Source organism: Paraburkholderia sp. (assembly GCF_035948235.1).
In the GTDB taxonomy this organism is placed as follows: Bacteria; Pseudomonadota; Gammaproteobacteria; order Burkholderiales; family Burkholderiaceae; genus Paraburkholderia.
The window spans coordinates 1-16034 of sequence record NZ_DASZJJ010000134.1; the positions used below are offsets into that span (position 1 = coordinate 1).

General features: G+C 66.4%; 13 protein-coding genes and 1 pseudogene. 8 read left to right on the forward strand and 6 right to left on the reverse strand.

Annotated elements, in window-relative coordinates; genetic code table 11:
• On the reverse strand, positions 1-163 hold a 163-nt coding region (locus VG320_RS11705), incomplete at its 3' end, for a nitronate monooxygenase (protein ID WP_327200280.1).
• Between the two features lie 20 nt (positions 164-183).
• Positions 184-1152: a LysR family transcriptional regulator gene (locus tag VG320_RS11710; protein ID WP_327200269.1), complete on the reverse strand. Its 969-nt coding sequence runs from the start codon at positions 1150-1152 to the stop codon at positions 184-186.
• 311 nt (positions 1153-1463) lie between these two features.
• Here VG320_RS11710 and VG320_RS11715 point away from each other — a divergent pair, with 311 nt between their 5' ends.
• From VG320_RS11715 to dbpA, 4 genes are all read left to right on the forward strand, one after another.
• Positions 1464-1937, forward strand: coding sequence for a RidA family protein (locus tag VG320_RS11715; RefSeq protein WP_327200270.1), 474 nt, complete (start codon positions 1464-1466; stop codon positions 1935-1937).
• Between the two features lie 110 nt (positions 1938-2047).
• A complete protein-coding gene (locus tag VG320_RS11720) occupies positions 2048-2707 on the forward strand; it encodes a DsbA family oxidoreductase (protein ID WP_327200271.1) in 660 nt (219 codons plus the stop codon).
• Positions 2708-2786: 79 nt separating this feature from the next.
• Positions 2787-4373: a Na+/H+ antiporter gene (locus VG320_RS11725; protein WP_327200272.1), complete on the forward strand. Its 1587-nt coding sequence runs from the start codon at positions 2787-2789 to the stop codon at positions 4371-4373.
• Positions 4374-4528: 155 nt separating this feature from the next.
• The gene (gene dbpA, locus VG320_RS11730) at positions 4529-5926 is read left to right on the forward strand and encodes an ATP-dependent RNA helicase DbpA (RefSeq protein ID WP_327200273.1); all 1398 of its coding nucleotides are present in this window, start codon (positions 4529-4531) and stop codon (positions 5924-5926) included.
• A 36-nt stretch (positions 5927-5962) separates the two neighbouring features.
• Here dbpA and VG320_RS11735 read toward each other — a convergent pair whose 3' ends face one another.
• Positions 5963-6991 (reverse strand): ATP-binding protein, encoded by a 1029-nt coding sequence (locus tag VG320_RS11735; RefSeq protein WP_327200281.1) that lies wholly within the window; start codon positions 6989-6991, stop codon positions 5963-5965.
• A 41-nt stretch (positions 6992-7032) separates the two neighbouring features.
• Entirely contained in the window at positions 7033-7728 is a 696-nt protein-coding gene (locus VG320_RS11740; protein ID WP_327200274.1) for a response regulator, read from the reverse strand.
• A 436-nt stretch (positions 7729-8164) separates the two neighbouring features.
• Between VG320_RS11740 and VG320_RS11745 the strand changes: the two genes are divergently transcribed.
• The 4 genes from VG320_RS11745 (at position 8165) to VG320_RS11760 (ending at position 15060) form a co-directional block, all read left to right on the forward strand.
• Entirely contained in the window at positions 8165-9433 is a 1269-nt protein-coding gene (locus VG320_RS11745) for an efflux RND transporter periplasmic adaptor subunit (protein WP_327200275.1), read from the forward strand.
• Between the two features lie 8 nt (positions 9434-9441).
• Positions 9442-12555 carry an efflux RND transporter permease subunit gene (locus VG320_RS11750; RefSeq protein ID WP_327200276.1) on the forward strand — a complete coding sequence of 1038 codons (3114 nt, stop codon included), beginning with the start codon at positions 9442-9444 and terminating at the stop codon, positions 12553-12555.
• Entirely contained in the window at positions 12552-14075 is a 1524-nt protein-coding gene (locus VG320_RS11755; RefSeq protein WP_327200277.1) for an efflux transporter outer membrane subunit, read from the forward strand. Before VG320_RS11750 ends, VG320_RS11755 begins: the two co-directional genes overlap by 4 nt.
• 79 nt (positions 14076-14154) lie before the next feature.
• The gene (locus tag VG320_RS11760; RefSeq protein WP_327200278.1) at positions 14155-15060 is read left to right on the forward strand and encodes a LysR family transcriptional regulator; all 906 of its coding nucleotides are present in this window, start codon (positions 14155-14157) and stop codon (positions 15058-15060) included.
• Between the two features lie 10 nt (positions 15061-15070).
• Here VG320_RS11760 and VG320_RS11765 read toward each other — a convergent pair whose 3' ends face one another.
• Positions 15071-15730 (reverse strand): TetR family transcriptional regulator, encoded by a 660-nt coding sequence (locus VG320_RS11765; protein ID WP_327200279.1) that lies wholly within the window; start codon positions 15728-15730, stop codon positions 15071-15073.
• Positions 15731-16034 (reverse strand): annotated as a pseudogene (locus VG320_RS11770) (NADH:flavin oxidoreductase); the annotation flags it as partial.

Below are 16034 nucleotides of genomic sequence, written 5' to 3' on the forward strand. Positions count from 1 at the left end.
GCGCGGTCTCGACGTTCATCGCGCCGATGCCCAGCGAACCCAGCCCGCCTTCATTGGAAACCGCCGCAGCCAGCGCGGGCGTGCTGACACCCGCCATCGGCGCCTGCACGATGGGCCGGGTCAACTGGAGCCTGTCGAGCAGGCCGGTACGAGATGCATTCATGAATTTGCCTCAATGGGATGTCAGCGCGCGCGCCGCTTTGGCTTCGGGACGGGTTTCTGCGCCAACTTCGGATCGAACTTCGGCCCCAGCCGATCGACCAGAAAGTCGACGAATACCCGCACACGCGACGACAGATAACGTCCATGCGGATACAACAAAAAGAACGGCCGCGAGCGCCCGCCCTTGTCGGGCAGCACCTCTACGAGCCGCCCGGCGGCCAGATCCTCCGCGACGATGAAGCGATAAGTCTGGAACAGCCCCGCGCCGTGGCGCGCGAGCGTGACGCCCGCCAGCACGTCGCCCGACGTGCCGTAGCCGCCTTGGGTCGCCAGTTCCAGTTCGCTATCGCCTTCGTTGAAAAGCCAGGGGATGTTGCGGCCGCTGCTTGGCAGTTCGAACTGAATGCAATCGTGGTTTTGCAGATCTTCGATGCTGCGCGGCTTGCCCACGCGCTTCAGATACGCGGCGCTGCCGACAATCACCAGTTCCGCGTCTTCGAGCTTGCGCGCCACGAGTTGTGAATCGTCGGGCGCGCGCCCGCGAATCGCGAGATCGAAGCCTTCATCGGCGAAGTCGATATTGCGGTTGCTCAGGTGCGTTTCCACTTCCACCTGCGGATACTGCGCGCGAAACGCCGCAAGCAGCGGCAGGACGCGATAGTGGCCGTAGGGCGTGGGCATGCTGATGCGCAGCACGCCGGCCGGCGTCGTCTGCTGGCCGGTGACTTCGCGTTCGGCGTCCACCAGTTGCGCGAGCGCTTCGCGGCATTGCTCGAAGTAGCGGCGGCCCGCATCCGTGAGGCGGATCTGGCGCGTGGTGCGCACGAACAGACGCGCGCCCAGCCGCGCCTCCAGACGCGCCACGGAGCGGCTCACCGCGGCGGGCGTCACGCTAGCCTGGGTGGCCGCCAGCGTGAAGCTGCCCAGTTCGGCGGCGAGGCAGAACAATTCGATGCTGCCCAGTAGTAAATCGTCGAAGTTACGTTGCATGGGTTCATCCGGCTGTGGCGCGTCATGATGATAACCGAGCCTCCAGTCTCGCTCGCGCGCCAACGGCGCCGCTCATGCAGCCACTATAAGGACGCCGCCCACGCCGATAAACACAGGGCGCCGCATAGGACTTGTTACATGGCGGAATAGCCTCGAAAGACGCGTCCGCGCTTGTTACCCAGCGTACAAAGACAATTGCGCGGGCGTGGCTGGCTCTCGCGTGGCGGGGCGGCTAGAGTGCGCTGCATCGGCGTTTTTTCAGCGCCGGAAAGCATCCACTTCACGCAGGACGAAAAAGAGAGGAACCCTGAATGTCGATCGAAAAACGACTCACCGAACTGGGATTGACGCTACCCGAAGCGCCCCAACCGCTCGGCAGCTATAGCGCCGTGAGCGAAGCGGGCAACCTGCTGTTCATCTCGGGCCAGGTTCCGCTTGTCGATGGCAGGATGGCCTTCACCGGTCAGGTCGGGCGCGATCTGACTGTCGAACAAGGCCGCGCGGCCGCACGTGCAACCGCGCTCAACGTGCTCGCCCAGCTCGCCAGGCATCTGGGCGGCATCGACCAGATGGAGCGGCTGGAGCGCATCGTGCGCGTAGAAGGCCACGTGAGCAGCGCCGAAGGCTTCTACGATCAGCCGGGCGTGCTCGACGCCGCGTCCGAACTCTTCGCGCAGGTGCTGGGCGAGAAGGCCGGGCATGCGCGTTCGGCGTTTTCGCAGACGCAATTGCCCGCGAATGCGGCAGTAGCGCTAGTGGTGATCGCGGCGGTTCGGGCGGGATGAATCCGGGCGTAAAGCCTGCATAAGCCCGCGAGCCGCGCGCTTTGCAGCGACATGAGAGAATCGCGGGATTCACGCTGCGGCCCTCCGCAGGTCCCCCTTTTGGAACCGTTATGACTCAAGCCACCCCGCTCCAAATCGATTTCATCTCCGACATCGCCTGCCCGTGGTGTGCGATCGGTCTTTCGTCGCTGTTGCGCGCGCTCGAAAATCTGGGCGATGCCGTCGAAGCCCGCATCGCCGTGCATCCCTTCGAACTGACTCCTGACATGCCCGCAGGCGGCGCGTCGCTCGTCGACTATCTGGGCAAAAAATACGGCCGCACGCCCGAGCAGATCGCCGAAGCTCAGGAAGCGATCCGCGAGCGCGGCGCGAGCGTGGGTTTCACGTTCGGCCCGCGCACGCGCGTCTACAACACCTTCGACGCGCACCGCCTGCTGCACTGGGCTGGCCTGGAAGGCAAGCAACTAGCGCTCAAGCTCGCGCTGCTGCGCGCCTATCACGGCGATTGCCAGGATGTGAGCGATCGCGACGTGCTGGTACAGGCCGCGCAATCGGTCGGCCTGAACGCCGACGAAGCGCGCAAGGTGCTGGAAAACGGCACTTACGCCGACGAAGTCCGCGCCGAAGAAGCCCAGGTGCAGGAGATGGGCATTCAGTCCGTGCCCGCGATCGTGTTCAACCAGCAGTATCTGATCAGCGGCGGCCAGCCGGTCGAAACGTTCGAAAACGCGATCCGTCAGATTCTGGCCGAGCCGCAACAGGAAGGCTAAGGGACGACAAGACAGCGCGGTGCCTGCGCGGTGCCTGATTTACGAGAGGCGATCAAGACCAACATCCTGGGAAACCACCATGTCCGCCGTCTCGGCTTTCAAGCTCGTCCTGCTTTCCCTGATGGCCATCGTCGCGCTGGAACTGCTGGCGCGGCGCCTGCGCCTGCCGCCTGCCGCCGCGCTGCTGGTGGGCGGCGCTGCCATGGCGTTCGCGCCGGGCCTGCCGCCCGTCGTGCTCGATCCCGATCTGGTCCTGATCGTGTTCCTGCCGCCGCTGCTCATGGACGGCGCCTACTTCTTCGTCTGGGCCGACTTCAAGCGCCACATCACGCCGATCCTGCTGTTTGCCATCGGCGCGGTGGCGTTTACCACCTGGGCCGTCGGCCTCGTCGCGCATTGGGTCGCGCCCACGCTGCCGTGGGCCGTGTGCTTCGCGCTGGGCGCGGTGGTGTCGCCGCCCGATGCCGTCGCCGCGCGCGCGGTGCTGGAGCGGCTCGCGCTGCCGCGCCGCATCATGGTTCTGCTCGAAGGCGAAAGCCTGCTCAACGACGCCGCCGGTCTCGTGCTGTTCCGCTTCGCCGTGGCCGCCGCGCTCACCGGCGCGTTCAGCACCTCCAGCGCTTTGCTGAGTTTCGCGGGGCTGGCGCTGGGCGGCATCGTGATCGGCTGGCTGATCGGCTATCTCACGGTCAACCTGCTGCGCCTGCTGGAGGACGACTATCTGATCATCACGGTCGCCGTGTGCGCGGGCTGGTTCAGCTATATCGCCGGCGACATGGCGGGCGTGTCGAGCGTGATCGCTACCGTCACCTGCGGCATGTATCTGGGCTGGCATCAGCACGAGGTGCTGAGCGCGCGGGTGCGCATGCGCGGCACCGCGTTCTGGCAGGTGCTGGTGTTCGTGCTGGAGGCGCTGGTGTTCGTGCTGATCGGGCTGTCGCTGCGCGGCGTGATCGTGCGCCTGGGCGGCGCGGGCGAGGCGCTGGCGCAACTCGGCCCGGCAGCGCTGGCCGTGGTCGCGGCCGTGGTGCTGTCACGCTGCGTCTGGACCTTCGGCATCGAAACCCTCCGCGCCTTGCTGCATCGGCTCGCACCGTGCCGGGTGCTGGACGCCGACTTCCGCGCGGCGGCCGTGGTCAGCTGGGCGGGCATGCGCGGCGTGGTAACGCTGGCAATTGCCCTCACGCTGCCCGAAAGCCTGCCGGGCCGCGACCTGATCCTGTTCGCCGCGTTCGCCGTGATCCTTTTCACGGTGCTGCTGCAAGGCGTGACGATCGGCCCGTTGATCCGGCTCGTGCGCCCGCTCCAGGACGCCCAGGCGGGCGCCGCGTATCTCACCGAGCCGCAAGTCTGGGCGCGCCTGCTGGCCGTGCAGTTCGAAACGATCCAGCCGCTCGTACACGGGCCGGACGGCAGCGTAATCCATCCGCGCCTGCTGGAGCAGTACACCTACCGCGCCACACTCTCGCAGCAATTCGAGCACGCGCCGAGCCTGCCCGTCGACGTGCGCACGGCGCATTACGATGTCGTGCTGGCCGCCGTGCGCGCGGGCCGCGCCGAAATCCTGCGCATGCACCGCGCGGGTCTCATCAGCGACGAAATGCTGCACGCCGTCGAACACGATCTCGACCTCGAAGAACTGGGCGCCGAACACGCGCGCGGCTAGCGTTTTCTGGCCGCAAAAACGCAAACTGGCGGCGTTGCCGCGCTTATCCGTTAAAATTGCGCCACGCGCGGCGCGATCCAGCAGGTTTAGCGCCGCCCGATCCATTCCTGCCGCCTTTGCGCGGCATCCGCCCCACCCGGGGCGCGAGACCCAGCATGACGAATACACCCACCGCTACGCCCTTCAGCGAGCTTGCGCTCGCCCCCGCCACGCTCGAGAACCTCAACCGGCTCGGCTATGTCGAGATGACGCCGATCCAGGCCGCCAGCCTGCCGATCGCGCTCGCCGGTCACGATCTCATCGCGCAGGCCAAGACGGGCAGCGGCAAGACCGCGGCCTTCTCGCTGGCGCTGCTCGCCAAACTCGACGTGCGCCGCCTCGACGTCCAGGCGATGATCCTCTGCCCCACGCGCGAACTGGCCGACCAGGTCGCCACCGAAATCCGTCGCCTCGCGCGCGCCGAAGAAAACGTCAAGGTGCTCACGCTGTGCGGCGGCACGCCGATGCGCCCGCAGACCGCGAGCCTCGAACACGGCGCGCACATCATCGTCGGCACGCCTGGCCGCATCATGGATCACCTGGAGCGCGGCATTCTCTCGCTCGACGCGCTCAATACGCTGGTGCTCGACGAAGCGGACCGCATGCTCGACATGGGCTTCTTCGACGATATCGCCAAGGTTGCACGGCAGTGCCCGAAGGAACGCCAGACGCTGCTGTTCTCGGCGACCTACCCCGAGGGCATCGCCAAACTGAGCCAGCAATTCCTGCGCAACCCGAAGGAAGTGAAGCTCAAGGAAGTTCACGACGACAGCAAGATTCGCCAGCGTTTCTACGAAGTCGCCGATACCGACCGCCTGCACACGGTCGGCCAGTTGCTCAACCATTTCCGCCCGGTCAGCACGATCGCGTTCTGCAACACCAAGCAGCAATGCCGCGATCTGCTCGACGTGCTGCGCGCGCAGGGCTTCCACGCGCTCGCGCTGCACGGCGAGCTCGACCAGCGCGAGCGCGACCAGGTGCTGATCCAGTTTGCCAACCGTAGCTGCTCGGTGCTGGTGGCGACGGACGTGGCCGCGCGCGGCCTCGACATCGCGCAGCTCGAAGCCGTCATTAACGTCGATGTCACGCCCGATCCCGAAGTCTATGTGCACCGTATCGGCCGCACGGGCCGCGCCGATCAGGACGGCTGGGCGCTGTCGCTGGCAACCATGTACGAGATGGGGCGCGTGGGCGGCATCGAACAGGCGCTCAAGCGCGAAGTGGAATGGCATCCGGTGTCGGAACTGACGCCCGCCAGCAAAGAACCGCTGCTGCCGCCGATGGAAACCGTGCAGATTCTGGGCGGCAAGAAGGAAAAGATTCGCCCCGGCGACGTGCTGGGCGCACTCACGGGCGAGGCCGGTTTTACGGGCGCGCAGATCGGCAAGATCAACGTGACGGAGTTCTCGACCTACGTGGCGGTGGAGCGCAGCATCGCGCGCGACGCGGTGCGCAAGCTCAACGCGGGCAAGGTCAAGGGCAAGAAGGTTCGCGCGCGCTTGATGGATGAATAAGTCCAATGCCCACGCGGCTGGTGCTTCAATCGAAGCTCAGCCGCGCGGCAACACCAGTTCGAAAATCGAGCCTCCTGCCGCCGAGTGGCGGTAGGCCGCCTGGCCGCCATGCGCAAGCGCAATGGCGCGCACCACCGACAAACCCAGCCCCGAACCGCCGAACTTGCGCGAGCGCGAGGCGTCGGCGCGCGTGAACGGCTCGAACACCTGTTGTGCGAACTCGGGCGCAAGGCCCGGCCCGTCGTCCTCCACACTGAGCGCGAAAGTGGTTTCGTGCAGCACGAGCGCGATGCGCAAGCAACCCGGCACCGCATAACGCCGCGCGTTGTCCAGCAGCGCGAGCAGCGCCTGGCGAATGCGGGCGCCATCGCAGGCCACCACCACATCGGCCAGATCGAGTTCCACCTCGAAACCGGCCTCATGCAACGTGTCGCTCACCGAATCGACGGCATGGCGGATTTCCACGTCGATACGCGTGGGTTCCACGCGCATTTCCAGCCGACCGATGTCCTGCAGCGTGACGATATGCAGATCGTCCACCAGGCGCGTCAAACCCTCTACCTGAAACAGCAGGCCGCGAATCTGCGCCTCGTCGGGCTTGAACACGCCATCCTTCATGCCCTGCAGACGGCCGCGCAGAATCGTCAGCGGCGTGCGCAGTTCGTGCGCGATGGCGGCGTTCCAGGCCGTCATGTCGCTCGTCATGCGTTGCAGGCGCACGGCCATGGCGTTGAAATCGTCGACCAGATGCGCGGTTTCGCCAAGCGAGCGGTCACCCGGCAGCGCACGCGCCTCCAGATCGCCGGCCGCGATGCGGCGCGCGCTTTCGGCCAGCGAATTGAGCGGCGCGAGGATGCGGCGCGCCAGCCGCGAAGCGATCACGACCGCCACCACCAGACCGACCAGCAGCAGAACCGCGAAGATCAGATAGTCGCGCGGATCGGGGATGAAAAGTTCGTCGGTGGTGAGCGGGCCGGTGGGCGGCGCGAATAGATAGAGCACGCCATAGATCACGATGGAGCCGACAAAAGCGATCAGCATCGTGATGCTCGACACGAGCCCCATCGACAGGACGATCTGGCGGCCCAGCCGCCCGCGCACCTTCGTCACGACGCCGCCAGCCGGTAGCCCACGCCGCGCACGACGGTGATCATCTCGGCGGCGCCCGCCTTGTCGAGCTTCTTGCGCAGATTGCTCACGTGGCTGTCGACGGTGCGCTCCAGCGCGTCGCCGCCCGGCAGGCAGGCGTCGATCAGCTCGCTACGCGTGAACACGCGATTGGGCCACTTCGCCATATGCGTGAGGACGCGGAATTCGGTAAGCGTGAGCGCAAGCTGGACATTGCCGGACGCGTCAGACGTACCGCGCACGCTGGCGACATAGCTTTCGGTATCGATTTCCAGACGACCCACGCGCAGCACGCTGTCAGCGCGTGCGACGCCCGTGCGGCGCAGCACCGCGCCGATGCGCGCCACCACTTCGACGGGATTGAAGGGCTTGACGACGTAGTCGTCGGCGCCGATACGCAGGCCCTGCAAACGATCGATGTCCTGATCGAGCGCGGTGACGATCACCACGGGCGTGTCGCCGCGCCGGCGCAGTTCGGCGAGCACTTCCCAGCCGTCCTTGCCGGGCATCTTGATGTCGAGCAGCACGAGATCGGGCTTGAGCAGCGGCTGCACGTCGAGCGCAGCCTGGCCGTTGTTGACCTGATAGGTGCGATAGCCTTCGCGGCTCAGATAGGCGTCGAGAATCTCGGCGATTTCGGGTTCGTCTTCGGCGATCAGGATCAGCGCGTTCATGGTTCGTCGCGGGCGTTGCGCGGCTTTTGAGAAAGCGCATCGTGGACCCGCGCAGCGCGCCAGGCAATCCGCTCCATCAAATCTCCATCATAGCTCAACAGTCTGGAGGGCCGGCTGGCGAGGGAATGGCGCAGGTTCATCCAGACGGCACCGCGCTGAACACAACCTGCACCAAACCTCCATCGAATCTCCAGCCCGCTGCCCCACCATCGCGAGCGACTCACCGCTTGCACAACCAGGACACCCCCTCCTGGCGCGAGCAGTTTCCCCGCCGGCGGGCGACGCCGCCGGCGGTTTTTTTGCGCCCGCGGCCAGCCACCCCCACGCGACGCGCCGCCCACTCGACACAACCTCCACACAATGTCCACCGTCCTCGAACGGCGCGGCACGACACTCCACGCTCTGCCCAACCGCCAGTCCGGATACCCCAGCAGACATGAACACCCAGCCGATCAAAACCGCAGCCGCGCTCGCCGCCGCCCTTTCCCTCGTCGCCGCGCTAAGCGCCTGCAAACGCAGCGCTGACGATGCCGCCGCAACAGCGCCCGCTCCCAAAGTCAGCGTCATCAAATTGCATCCACAGGCCGTGCCGGTCAGTGCCGAACTGCCGGGCCGCATCGTCGCCTTCCTGGAGGCCGAAGTGCGCCCGCAGGTCGGCGGCATCATCCAGCAGCGTCTGTTCGTGGAGGGCGGCGAGGTGAAGGCCGGGCAACCGCTCTATCAGATCGATCCCGCCAGCTACCGCGCCGCGCGCGACAGCGCCGAAGCCACCCTGCTGCGCGCCCAGGCCGCGATTCCTTCCGCCCAGGCAAAGGCCGACCGCAATCAGGCGCTCATCAAGCAGAACGCGATCAGCCGGCAGGACTACGAAGAAGCCCTCGATGCGCTTGCGCAGGCGCGCGCCAGCGTCGCCGTCGCCAAAGCCGCGCTGGAAACAGCGCGCATCGACCTCGACCGCACGACGATCCGCGCGCCCATTTCCGGGCGTATCGACCGCTCCACGCTCACGCCCGGTGCGCTGGTCAGCGCCAGCCAGAGCACGGCGCTCACGACGATCCGCCAGATCGACCGCGTCAATATCGACCTCACGCAATCGAGCGCCAACCTGCTCGATCTGCGCGAAGCCATCGACGCCGGGCATGTCGTCAGCGCGAACGGCGGTGTGGCGGTGAAGCTCAAGCTCGAAAACGGCGCGACCTATCCGCTCGAAGGCCGCCTCGAATTCGGCGAATCGAGCGTGGCAACCGGCACCGGCACTTACACGCTGCGCGCCGTGGTGCCCAACCCGCGCCGCCTGCTGCTGCCAGGCATGTACGTGCGCGCGATTGTCGAGGAAGGCACCGTGCCGCACGCGTATCTGCTGCCGCAACGCGCCGTGAGCCGCAATCCGCGCGGCGACGCCACCGCGCTGCTGGTGCGCGGCGGCAAGGTCGAAGAAGTCGAACTCGCGAGCGCCCGCGAGCACGGCAACAACTGGCTCGTTACACAAGGCCTGCAGGACGGCGATGCGCTGATCGTCGAAGGCAGCCAGCAGGTGCGTTCGGGCGATGCAGTCGCCGCCACCGAAGTCGCCATCGACACCGCCACCGGCAAGGTGCGCCCGCTGCCCGCCGCGCGTGAGGCAAACGCGAATGCAGCCGCAAACATAAACGCAAACGCCGCAGCACAAGCCAAAAACCCGGCGAAAACCACGCAAAGGAGCTGAGCGCCATCATGTCGGCATTCTTTATCAGGCGCCCCGTGTTCGCGTGGGTGCTCGCCATCGTCGTGATGCTGGCCGGCGTGCTCGCGCTCAAGCGCCTGCCCGTCGCGCAGTATCCCGAGATCGCGCCCACCACCATTTCGATTTCCGCGACCTACGCGGGCGCAGATGCGCAGACCATCGAAAACTCGGTCACCCGCGTGATCGAGCAGGGTCTCACCGGCCTCGACAATCTGCTCTATATGTCCGCGAGTTCGGACGCTTCGGGCGAGGTCGAAATCCGTCTCACCTTCAGCAACAACGCCAATGCCGATGTCGCGCAGATGCAGGTGCAGAACAAGCTGCAACTGGTGACGTCGCAATTGCCTTCGGTCGTGCAAAGCACGGGCCTCACGGTGACAAAGTCGTCGGCGAGCTTTCTGATGGTCGTGGGTTTCGTTTCGACCGACGGCAAGCTGCGCTCGATCGACCTCGACGACTACGTGGGCAGCTCGCTCCAGGACCAGATTCGCCGCGTGCCGGGCGTGGGCAATACGCAGCTATTCGGTTCGAGCTACGCCATGCGGATCTGGCTCGACCCGGCGCGCCTGCAGCAATACGCGCTGATGCCCGGCGACGTGGAAACCGCGCTGCGCGCGCAGAACGCGCAGGTCGCGGCGGGCCAACTGGGCGCGCAACCGGCGCGGCCTGGCCAGCAGCTCAACGCCACCGTCACCGCGCAAAGCCGCCTGCAAACCGTCGCGCAGTTCGAGGACGTGATCGTCAAGAGCGCAAGCGATGGCGCCGTGGTGCGCCTCAAGGACGTCGCGCGCGTTGAGCTTGGCGCAGAGAACTACACCTACGCTTCGACGTACAACGGCCAGCCCGCTTCGTCGATGGGCGTGATGCTCGCCACGGGCGCGAACGCCATCGACACCGCCAAAGGCGTCAAGACGCTGATCGCCTCGCTCAAGGGCACGCTGCCCGCAGGCGTGGACGTGGTCTATCCGTACGACACCACGCCGTTCGTTTCGCTGTCGATTCATGAAGTGGTGAAAACGCTCTGCGAAGCCATCGTGCTCGTTTTCATCGTCATGCTGGTGTTCCTGCAGAACGTGCGCGCGACGCTGATTCCCACGCTTGCGATTCCCGTTGTGCTGCTCGGCACCTTCGGCGTGCTCGCCGTGTTCGGCTACTCGATCAACACGCTCACCATGTTCGCGATGGTGCTCGCCATCGGCCTGCTGGTGGACGACGCGATCGTTGTGGTGGAAAACGTCGAGCGCGTGATGAGCGAAGAAAACCTGGAACCGCGCGAAGCCACGCTCAAGTCGATGCGCGAGATCACGGGCGCGCTGATCGGCATCGCCACGGTGCTGTCCGCCGTATTCGTGCCGATGGCGTTTTCCTCCGGTTCGACCGGCACGATCTATCGGCAGTTCTCGGTCACCATCGTCACGGCGATGCTGCTGTCGGTCGCGGTTGCGCTGATCCTCACGCCCGCGCTGTGCGCGACGATTTTGCGCCGCCCTCATGGACACGGTGAAGGCCACGGCGCGCAGCGCGGCTTCGCGGGCTGGTTCAACCGCCATTTCGACCGTGGCTCCAACGTCTATCGCAGCGGCGTCGCCGGCATGCTCGCGCGCGGCAAGCGATTTCTCGCGATCTTCGTCGCGCTGGTGGTGGCGATGGGCTGGATGTTCATGCGCCTGCCCAGTTCGTTTCTTCCCGTCGAGGATCAGGGCATCCTGCTGACCGCCGTGCAATTGCCGCCCGGCGCGATGAACGCGCGCACCCAGGACGTGCTCAAGCGTGTAACCGACTACTACCTCAACGATGAAAAAGACGCGGTGGAAGGCGTGATGGCGATCGAAGGCTACGGCTTCGGCGGCTCGGGGCAGAACGCGGGCATGGTGTTCGTGCGGATGAAGGACTTCGAAAAGCGCAAGTCGGCGAATCTTTCCGCGCAGGCAGTGGCGCAACGCGCGAGCGCAGCGTTTGCTGCCATCGGCGACGCCCAGGTCTATGCGCTGCTGCCACCCGCCATCGACGGCATGGGCACTTCCAACGGCTTCGACTTCTACCTGGAGGACACCAATGGTGCGGGACGCGAAAAACTCCTTCAGGTGCGCGACCAGTTGCTGGCCGCGGCGGCTAAAGCCCCCGTCCTGGCCAACACGCGCCCGACCGGTCAGGAACCCACGCCGCAGTTCGCCGTGGCAATCGATCAGGGCAAGGCGAGCGCGCTTGGCCTGAGTCTCGCCGATATCAACCAGACGCTGTCGGTCGCGTGGGGCAGCGATTACGTGAACGACTTCATCGATCGCGGGCGCGTAAAGCGCGTCTATGTGCAGTCGGACGCGGACTTCCGCATGCAGCCGGGCGACCTCGATAACTGGCACGTGCGCAACGCCAGCAACGAGATGGTGCCGTTCGCCGCCTTCGCGCACGGCCGCTGGACCTTCGGCCCGACGCGGCTGGAGCGCTACAACGGCAATTCCGCGCTGGAGATCCAGGGCGAGGCCGCGCCGGGCGTGAGTTCCGGCACGGCGATGCGCGAGATCGACAAGCTGGTTGCGGCGCTGCCGCCGGGCTTTCGCCACGAATGGACCGGGCTGTCGTACGAAGAACGGCTCGCGGGCGATCAGGCGGCGGCGCTCTATGCGATCTCCGTGCTGGTGGTGTTCCTGTGCCTGGCGGCGCTCTATGAAAGCTGGTCGATTCCGCTCGCGGTGATGCTTACCGTGCCCATCGGCATGGCGGGCGCGCTGCTGGCCGCGATGCTGTGCGGCCAGACCAACGACGTCTACTTCAAGGTGGGCCTGCTCACCACCATCGGGCTTGCGGCCAAGAACGCCATCCTGATCGTCGAGTTTGCGCTCGAGCGCGAGAAACACGGCGCGGGCCTCATCGAGGCCACGCTCGATGCCGCGCGCCAGCGTCTGCGGCCGATCCTGATGACTTCGTTCGCCTTTATCCTGGGCGTCGCGCCGCTGGCCGTCGCCACGGGCGCGGGCTCGGGCGCGCAGAACGCCATCGGCATCGGCGTGATGGGCGGCATGCTCGCGGCCACCGTGCTGGGTATTTTCTTCGCACCGCTGCTTTATGTGGCGGTCCGCATGGCTTTCAAGGGTAAGCGCGCATGAACGCATTTCAACGCCTCATCATGAACCGGCCGCGCGCCATGGTTGCGCTGTTCGGCGCCGCGACGCTGTTCGCAGGCTGCGCGGTCGGTCCGGATTACCGCGCGCCGCAAGCCGATGCACCCGCGCAATGGCGCACCACGCAGACGGCATCCTCCACGCAGGCCACGCTCGCCGATGGCAGCGCCGATCTCCAGCAATGGTGGACACGCCTGAACGATCCGCTGCTCGACGCGCTTGTGAACGAAGCCGTGGCAGGCAACCTGGATGTGGCGAGCGCCACCGCCCGCGTGCGCGAAGCACGCGCCGTGCTGCGCCAGGCGGGCGGCGCGCTGTATCCCTCGCTCAATGCGACGGGCGGCTTCACGCGTTCCGGTGCGGGTTCGAGCGCGGTTACGACGGGCTCGACCACCACGACCACGGTTGGCGCGAGCGGCCCCATCAACCTCTTCCAGGCAGGCTTCGACGCCAGTTGGGAAATCGACCTCTTCGGCGCGAATCGCCGCGCGCTGGAAGCGGCGCGCGACGGCTACGACGCCGCGCAATGGGACCGCCGCACGGCGCTGCTCACGCTGATCGGCGACGTGACCACGCGCTATGTGCAGGCGCGCGGCTATCAGGCGCGCCTCGCGCTCGCCCGCGAAACGGCGGCCTCGCAACTGGAAACCGCGCGCCTCACGCGCGTGCGCTACACAGCAGGCGCGACCTCAGGACTCGATGCAGCGAATGCCCAAGGCGAAGCGCAATCGACGCTCGCGACGATCCCCGCGCTCGAAGCCGACTACGCCCAGACCGTGCACAGCCTCGCGGTGCTCACGGGCCGCACGCCGGACGCGCTGATCGAGCGCATGGCCGCGCCCTTGCCACTGACCGCACCCACGCCGGTGCCCGCGCCGGTGCCCACGCCGGTGCCCGTGCCGGCGCTGCCGGTGGCGCGCGGCGTGCCTGCCGACACGCTGCTCGCGCGCCCAGACGTGCGCGCCGCCGAACGCCGCTACGCCCAGTACACCGCGCGCGTGGGCCAGGCCGAAGCCGCGCGCTACCCGCGCGTGACGCTCACCGGGTCGCTTGCGACCTCGGGCACGCAGTTCGGCGATCTCGCGCGGCATTCGTCGATCGGCTGGTCGATCGGGCCTGCGGTGACGATTCCGCTATTCGACGCGGGACGCCTGAAGGCCGCCGTCGATATCGCCGACGCGCAACGCGAGCAATACCTGATCGCCTGGCGCTCAGCCGTGCTCACGGCGCTCACCGATGTCGAAAACGCGAGTGTGTCGCTCGCGCGCGAGACCGAGCGCACGCAAAGCCTCCAGCTATCCGCCGACGCCTACGGCGAAGCCGCGAAACTCGCCCATGCGCGCTACGAATCGGGCTCGACGGGTTTTCTCGACGTGCTGACGGCTGACCGCTCGCTCTACTCGGCCCAGGACACGCTGATCCAGAGTCGCGTGAGCGTGACGACCGATTACATCGCATTGAACAAGGCGCTGGGCGGCGGCTGGGACGGCGACACAACTAGATGAACTAGAATGATGGATTAACCGTTCATCGATTAGATTTTCTCATGACTATCCTGCATGACATTCCATGGAGCGCACAGCGATGCTCGAACGCATCCACCTCGTGATCATTCGCGAAGTCGAGCGCCAGGGCTCGCTCACGGCCGCTGCCGCCACGCTGTTTCTCACCCAGTCGGCGCTAAGCCACACCGTCAAGAAAATCGAGCAGCAACTTGGCACGCCCATCTGGGACCGTGACGGACGCAGCCTGCGCCTCACGCAGGCAGGGCACTATCTGCTCGCGCTCGCCAACCGCCTGCTGCCGCAATTCGAGCACGCGGAAGCGCGCATGAAGCAGTACGCCGATGGCGAGCGCGGCACGCTGCGCATCGGCATGGAATGTCACCCGTGCTATCAGTGGCTGCTCAAGGTGGTGTCGCCGTATCTCGCGCGCTGGCCCGATGTCGATGTCGATGTGAAGCAGCGCTTTCAGTTTGGCGGTATCGGCGCGCTGTTTGGCTATGACATCGACGTGCTGGTGACGCCCGACCCGCTCATGCGCCCGGGCCTGCGCTTCGAACCCGTGTTCGACTACGAGCAGGTGCTGGTGGTGTCGGAGCGGCATGCGCTCGCTATGGCGCGCTACGTGAAGCCCGAGCAACTGGTGGACGAAACGCTCATCACCTACCCCGTCGAAACCGACCGGCTCGACATCTACAACCATTTTCTGCGCCCGGCGGGCGTGGTGCCGCGCCGCCACAAGACGATCGAGACCACCGACATCATGTTGCAGATGGTGGCGAGCGATCGCGGCGTGGCGGCGCTGCCGCGCTGGCTCGCCGACGAGTACGCCGAACGCATGCCCGTGGTGAGTGTGAAGCTCGGCAAACAGGGCATCGCCAAGCAGATCTTCCTGGGCACGCGCGAGGCCGATGCGTCGATCGACTATCTGGGCGCGTTCGTCGAACTCGCGCGCGGTTCGGACTGGCAGGCCGCGCGGGTGCGATAGCGCTGCGCGATTACGCCAGTGCGGATTCAGTGTGCTGTGCCGCGTGCAGCGTGGGTGCGTGCAGCAGAACTTCGAACATCGCCGCGACCATGCGCTCGCCGTCGCGCACAAAATCCAGATGTTGCGGCACGAGCAGACTATCGCGAATCAGCCCCGTCACCTGCGCGTGCAGCAACGCGGCGGCCAGACGCACATCGAGGGTGGGCGGCAACTGCTTGCGCCGCTTCGCGTTGCTGAGGCCGCGTTCAAGATTCGCCACGCCCTCGCGCGCGTATTCGCGCATGCGGCCCGCTACGCTCGCCATATCGTCGACGAGTTCGCAGCGGTTGAACAGAATCTCGAACACGCGCCGCCGCCGCGCGTCGCATTGCGCATCGCGCAGACAGACGCGGATCGCGCGCTGCATCGCGGCCAGCGGGTCGGGCGCATCCCGATCGACAAACGCGTCGATCAACTCTTCCAGCGGCAAACGCGTACGTTCGAGCAGCGCTTCGAGCAGATCGGCCTTGTTGCGAAAGTGACCGTAGATCGCGCCGCGCGTGAGAGCCGCTGCATCGGCGATATCGGCGAGCGTGGTGTGCGAAACGCCGTGCCGCGCAAACAGCGTTTCCGCGCTGTCCAGCAGGCGCGCGCGGGTCTCCAGCGCCGCTTCCCGGGTGCGTTTCGCCATTCAGGTCACGCTTGCGTGCGCCGGCATGCGATTCGGCGCTGGATCGTTTTCTCCTTGCAGCACGCAGGCCGTGCCGCCGGGCGTATACATGCTGACCACGCAACGATTGCACGACGTGCAGCCCGAAACCGCTGCGCGCTCGCGACGCAAACGCTCGACGAAACCCGGCTCGAACAGCAGTGCGCGGGCCATGGCCACGGCATCGAAACCCTCTTCCAGCGCCTGCGCCACGTTCGCCGCCGAGCGCACGCCGCCCAGATACGCCAGCGGCATCGTCACCGCCTCACGCACCTTGCGCGAGTGC

What these genes read in the sequence shown, in the direction of transcription:
- VG320_RS11710 (WP_327200269.1), bottom strand. Translation starts at nt 1,152, where the DNA reads ATGCAACGTAACTTCGACGATTTACTACTGGGCAGCATCGAATTGTTC.
- VG320_RS11715 (WP_327200270.1), top strand. Translation starts at nt 1,464, where the DNA reads ATGTCGATCGAAAAACGACTCACCGAACTGGGATTGACGCTACCCGAA.
- VG320_RS11720 (WP_327200271.1), top strand. Translation starts at nt 2,048, where the DNA reads ATGACTCAAGCCACCCCGCTCCAAATCGATTTCATCTCCGACATCGCC.
- VG320_RS11725 (WP_327200272.1), top strand. Translation starts at nt 2,787, where the DNA reads ATGTCCGCCGTCTCGGCTTTCAAGCTCGTCCTGCTTTCCCTGATGGCC.
- dbpA (WP_327200273.1), top strand. Translation starts at nt 4,529, where the DNA reads ATGACGAATACACCCACCGCTACGCCCTTCAGCGAGCTTGCGCTCGCC.
- VG320_RS11735 (WP_327200281.1), bottom strand. Translation starts at nt 6,991, where the DNA reads ATGGGGCTCGTGTCGAGCATCACGATGCTGATCGCTTTTGTCGGCTCC.
- VG320_RS11740 (WP_327200274.1), bottom strand. Translation starts at nt 7,728, where the DNA reads ATGAACGCGCTGATCCTGATCGCCGAAGACGAACCCGAAATCGCCGAG.
- VG320_RS11745 (WP_327200275.1), top strand. Translation starts at nt 8,165, where the DNA reads ATGAACACCCAGCCGATCAAAACCGCAGCCGCGCTCGCCGCCGCCCTT.
- VG320_RS11750 (WP_327200276.1), top strand. Translation starts at nt 9,442, where the DNA reads ATGTCGGCATTCTTTATCAGGCGCCCCGTGTTCGCGTGGGTGCTCGCC.
- VG320_RS11755 (WP_327200277.1), top strand. Translation starts at nt 12,552, where the DNA reads ATGAACGCATTTCAACGCCTCATCATGAACCGGCCGCGCGCCATGGTT.
- VG320_RS11760 (WP_327200278.1), top strand. Translation starts at nt 14,155, where the DNA reads ATGCTCGAACGCATCCACCTCGTGATCATTCGCGAAGTCGAGCGCCAG.
- VG320_RS11765 (WP_327200279.1), bottom strand. Translation starts at nt 15,730, where the DNA reads ATGGCGAAACGCACCCGGGAAGCGGCGCTGGAGACCCGCGCGCGCCTG.